5 protein-coding genes are annotated in these 4,718 nt (G+C 68.4%); 4 read left to right on the top strand and 1 reads right to left on the bottom strand.

Annotated features, from left to right (window positions below; genetic code table 11):
• The 3 genes from VF330_RS40605 to VF330_RS40595 all read left to right on the top strand — a co-directional run.
• Positions 1-1,433, top strand: a 1,433-nt coding sequence (locus VF330_RS40605) for an alpha-1,6-glucosidase domain-containing protein (protein WP_330857082.1), incomplete at its 5' end; no start/stop codon positions are given.
• Positions 1,434-1,482: 49 nt separating this feature from the next.
• A complete protein-coding gene (locus tag VF330_RS40600) occupies positions 1,483-1,965 on the top strand; it encodes a MarR family winged helix-turn-helix transcriptional regulator (RefSeq protein WP_330857081.1) in 483 nt (160 codons plus the stop codon).
• Between the two features lie 40 nt (positions 1,966-2,005).
• Positions 2,006-3,448, top strand: a complete 1,443-nt coding sequence (locus tag VF330_RS40595; protein WP_330857080.1) for a DHA2 family efflux MFS transporter permease subunit — start codon at positions 2,006-2,008, stop codon at positions 3,446-3,448.
• Here VF330_RS40595 and VF330_RS40590 read toward each other — a convergent pair.
• Positions 3,445-4,062, bottom strand: coding sequence for a hypothetical protein (locus tag VF330_RS40590; RefSeq protein WP_330857079.1), 618 nt, complete (start codon positions 4,060-4,062; stop codon positions 3,445-3,447). The two genes, VF330_RS40595 and VF330_RS40590, sit on opposite strands and share 4 nt — an antisense overlap.
• A 78-nt stretch (positions 4,063-4,140) precedes the next feature.
• Here VF330_RS40590 and ndk point away from each other — a divergent pair, with 78 nt between their 5' ends.
• Positions 4,141-4,551 (top strand): nucleoside-diphosphate kinase, encoded by a 411-nt coding sequence (gene ndk / locus VF330_RS40585; RefSeq protein ID WP_330857078.1) that lies wholly within the window; start codon positions 4,141-4,143, stop codon positions 4,549-4,551.
• The last annotated feature ends 167 nt before the right edge of the window (positions 4,552-4,718 follow it).

Raw genomic sequence — 4,718 nt, 5'->3', positions numbered from 1 at the left:
ACGCGCAGAACGGGTGGGCGCGCTCGAAGCAGTACCGCGACATGGTGAAGTCGTTGCACGACAACGGCAACCGCGTGGTCGTGGACGTGGTCTACAACCACACCGCGGCCTCCGGCGACGCGCCGGCGTCCGTGCTCGACAAGGTCGTGCCCGGCTACTACCAGCGGCTCAACCTCGACGGTTCGGTCGCGAACTCCACGTGCTGCGCGAACACCGCGACCGAGAACGCCATGATGGGCAAGCTCGTCGTGGACTCGGTGGTGCGCTGGGCCCGCACCTACAAGGTCGACGGGTTCCGGTTCGACCTGATGGGCCACCACCCGAAGGCCAACATCCTCGCGGTGCGCACGGCTCTCGACGCGCTGACCGTGGAGAAGGACGGCGTGGACGGGCGCAGGATCGGCGTCTACGGCGAGGGATGGGACTTCGGCGAGGTCGCCGGCAACGCCCGGTTCGAGCAGGCCACCCAGGCGAACCTGGCCGGAACGGGCATCGGCACGTTCAGCGACCGGCTGCGCGACGCGGTTCGCGGCGGCGGCCCGTTCGACGACGACCCGCGCGTGCAGGGTCTCGGCTCCGGGCTGGCCGGGGACGTGAACTCCTCGCCCGCCAACGGGGACGTGGCCGCGCGGCTGGAGAACTACAGCGACCTCGTGAAGCTCGGCATGGCCGGCAACATGGCGTCGTACCGGTTCCGGTCGACGGCCGGGCCCGTGGTCGCCGGCCGGGACGTGAACTACAACGGTTCCGCAGCGGGGTACACCGGGCAGCCGTTGGAGGCCATCACGTACGTCGACGCGCACGACAACGAGACGTTGTTCGACGCGTTGACGTACAAGCTGAAGCCCGAGACGTCCGCCGCCGACCGCGTGAAGATGCAGACGGTGGCGCTGGCACCGGCGTTGCTGGGGCAGGGACGGCCGTTCGTGCACGCGGGCACCGAGTTCCTGCGCTCGAAGTCGTTGGACCGCAACAGCTACGACTCGGGTGACTGGTTCAACTCCTACGACCCGTCGTTGCGCGACAACGGTTTCGGTCGCGGTCTGCCGCCCGCGGCGGACAACGAGTCGAAGTGGCCGTACGCGAAGCCGTTGCTGGCCCGGCCGAAGCCGTCACCGGCGGACATGCGGGCCTCGCTGGACGCGACCCTGGAACTGCTGCGGATCCGCCAGTCGTCGCCGCTGTTCTCGCTCGGGAACGCGGACCTGGTGCAGCAGAAGGTGTCGTTCCCCGCGGCCGAGTCCGGCGTGATCGTCATGCACGTCGACGACACGGTCGGCCCCGACGTCGACAGCGGCCGCCGCGGACTGGTCGTGGTGATCAACCCGTACCCGACCGAGAAGGTCGTCACGCTGCCCGCCGGTGACTGGAAGCCGTTGACCGGAGAGAAGAAGGTGGGAGCAGCACGGTCGGTCGTCGTGCTGGAGCGATAGTTCCGCTGAGAAACAGTTTTGTTCCGGATCAATTTGGTACCGTGGTGCCATGGGCACGACGGGGTGTACTGACCTGATGATGCTGCTGCATCGGACGGGACACGCGCTGGAGACCGAGCTGACGGCGAGGCTCGCGGAGATCGGACTGACTCCGCGAGCCCGCTGCGTGCTCTCCAGCGCTCTGGACGCGGACCTCACGCAGACCGAGATCGCGGACCGGGTCGGCATCGACAAGACGACCATGGTCGTCACGATGGACGCGCTCGAGTCCGCCGGGTACGCCGAGCGCAAGCCGTCACCCACGGACCGCCGTGCGCGCGTCGTGGTCGTGACCGAGCTGGGCCGCCAGATCGTGGCGAAGGCCGACGGCCTGCACGACGACGTGGTGGGCAGCGTGCTGGGGTCGTTGCCGGATGACGAACGAACGGGCCTGGTCAACGGCCTGACGCGGCTGGTCGAAGGCCGGTTGAGCACTCTCGTGCCGTGTGAGAAGCCGCCGCGCAAGCGTGCGCTGCGCCATGCAGTTGGGTAAGAGATAGTCCCGTAAAAAACTATCTGTTACGGTTCCTCTCATGACATCAGGGGGATCGAAGACCGACGCGCGCTGGCTCGCGCTGATCGTGCTGTGCGCGGGGATGTTGATGATCGTGCTGGACCAGACGATCGTGAACGTCGCGCTGCCCGCGATCGAGGAGGACCTGCGGTTCGGCCAGGCGGGGCTCGCCTGGGTGGTGAACGCGTACCTGATCGCCTACGGCGGTCTGCTCCTGCTCGCGGGCCGTCTCGGCGACCTGATCGGGCACAAGAAGGTGTTCCTGATCGGCCTCGGCGTCTTCACGGTCGCGTCGCTGCTGTGCGGCCTGTCCTTCAGCGCCGAGATGCTGATCGTGTCCCGGTTCGTGCAGGGCGCGGGCGGCGCGCTGGCCACGTCCGTGACGCTCGGCATGGTCGTGACGATGTTCCCCGAGAAGGACGAGCAGCGGCGCGCCATCGGCGTGTTCAGCTTCGTCGCGGCCGCCGGCGCGTCCCTCGGCCTGCTGCTCGGCGGCGTGCTCACCGACGCCATGTCGTGGCACTGGATCTTCTTCGTGAACATCCCGATCGGCCTGGTGGCCGCCTTCGCCGCCGTGCGCCTGGTGCCGGACTCGGTGGGGCTGGGCCTGCGCGAGGGGGCGGACGTGCTCGGCGCGCTGCTGATCGTGGCCGCGGTGATGCTCGGGGTGTACACGATCGTGAAGGTCGAGCACTACGGCTTCGGTTCGTTCCACACCCTCGGCCTGGGTGCTGTCGCGGTGGCCCTGCTCGCCGGGTTCGTGGTGAGGCAGCGGACCGCCGCGAAGCCGCTGCTGCCGTTGCGGGTGTTCAAGTCCCGCAACGTGACCGGCGCGAACCTGGTGCAGATCTCGATGGTCGCGGGCATGTTCGGCCTGTTCTTCCTCGGCACGCTCTACATGCAGCTCGTGCTCCAGTACACGCCGCTGCAGATCGGCCTGGCGTTCATGCCGGTCGCCGGCGCGATCGCGGTGTTCTCGGTGTCGCTCTCGGCCCGCCTGAACTCCCGCTTCGGCGAGCGCAAAATGCTGATCGTGGGCCTGGTCTTCATGCTGGCCGGCATGGTGGTGTTCACGCAGGTGCCGGTCGACGGCTCGTACCTCGCGCACATCCTGCCCGCCGTGGCACCGCTGGGCATCGGCCTCGGGCTGTCGTTCCCGGCCCTGATGTCGCTCGCGATGTCCGGCGCCTCGCACGACGAGGCGGGCCTCGCGTCCGGCCTGGTGAACACGACCGCGCAGGTGGGCGGCGCCCTGGGCCTGGCCGTCCTGGCGACGGCGTCGACCACCTACACGTCGTCGTTGGTGGCGTCAGGCGTCGGCCGGCTGGAGGCGCTGACCTCCGGGTTCCACCTGGCGTTCTGGATCTCCGCCGTGCTGGTCGCGGTGGCGCTGGGCCTGGCGGTGTTCGTGCTGCGGCAGGTGGCCGTCGACCACTCCGAACGGCCCGTGCTCGTGCACTAGTGGTCCTTGAGCTCCTCGCGCTTGCGGACGTCCTCGGTGCGCAGGATCGTGAACTCGCGGTCCTGCGCCTTGAGGACCTTCAGGAAGCCGGGGCTGGTCTCGAAGACGTAGACCTCGTCCTGGTCGTTGATGCGTTCCTTCGGCACCCACGGCGTGCTGACGACCGCGGCGACGGTGAGCGCCGTGCCCGCGAGGATCCACGCGAACCAGTGCAGCAACCACCGCGCGTTGCGGATGGCCAGCACCATCACCGCGCCGATCACCACGGCACCCGGCGCGACCCACCAGCGGTGGAAGGTCAGCGTGTGGGACACCATCAGCGCCGCGAGCACGATCAACGCCAGCAGCGGCGTCGCGTGCGCGTTGTCCGGCTCCTTGCGAGTGCGGATGAAGTAGAAGAACGTCACCGGCGTGACGATCATCAGCAGAACCGTGCTGATGCGGTCGTCGGCCATGAACGTGCCCAGGAACAGACCGGGCGCGTCGTCCAGCTCCAGGGTGTGAAGCAGGGCGAAGGCGGTGTGCCAGTCGTAGTGGGAGACCGCGAGGAGCCTCAGGAGGACGAACAGGACCGCGGCGCCGGTCAACGCGGATCCGGTGTGCTTTGCACTCACGCTGCGCACTATGTCAGCTGTGGCGTTCGCTACCCTGTCCGCACATCCCGTACCAGTTCTTCGAGGAGTCGTACCGTCGTGTCCGAGCGCACCCTGGTTCTCGTTAAGCCCGATGGCGTTGAGCGTGGTCTCGTTGGCGAGGTGATCGCCCGCATCGAGCGCAAGGGGCTGAAGCTCGCCGCCCTGGAGCTGCGGACGGCGGACCGCGCCACCGCCGAGCAGCACTACGCCGAGCACGACGGCAAGCCGTTCTACGGCGACCTGGTCGACTTCATCACCGGTGGGCCGCTGGTCGCGCTCGTCGTCGAGGGTGTCCGGGCGATCCCGGCGTTCCGCCAGCTCGCCGGTGGGACCGACCCCGTCGAGAAGGCGACGCCCGGCACGATTCGCGGCGACTTCGGCACCGAGGTGCAGTACAACCTGGTGCACGGGTCGGACTCGGCCGAGTCGGCTGAGCGGGAGATCAAGATCTGGTTCCCGAACCTCTGATCCTCTTCGGTCGGGAGGCCTTGGCTTTCTGATCCTGTCGGACCCCCTGAGTAGGTTGAGTTGCAAGGGGGTCTCAGGTCGGGGGGACGCCTGCGTCAGCGTGCGTCCCCCATTTCGTTGGCGGGTGCCTGTTGCGTGCTTCCACCTGGGGGCGCTGCCCCCAGACC

Source organism: Lentzea sp. (assembly GCF_036380075.1).
Taxonomy (GTDB): Bacteria; Actinomycetota; Actinomycetes; order Mycobacteriales; family Pseudonocardiaceae; genus Lentzea.
This window is presented reverse-complemented; position numbering and strand designations above follow the sequence as displayed.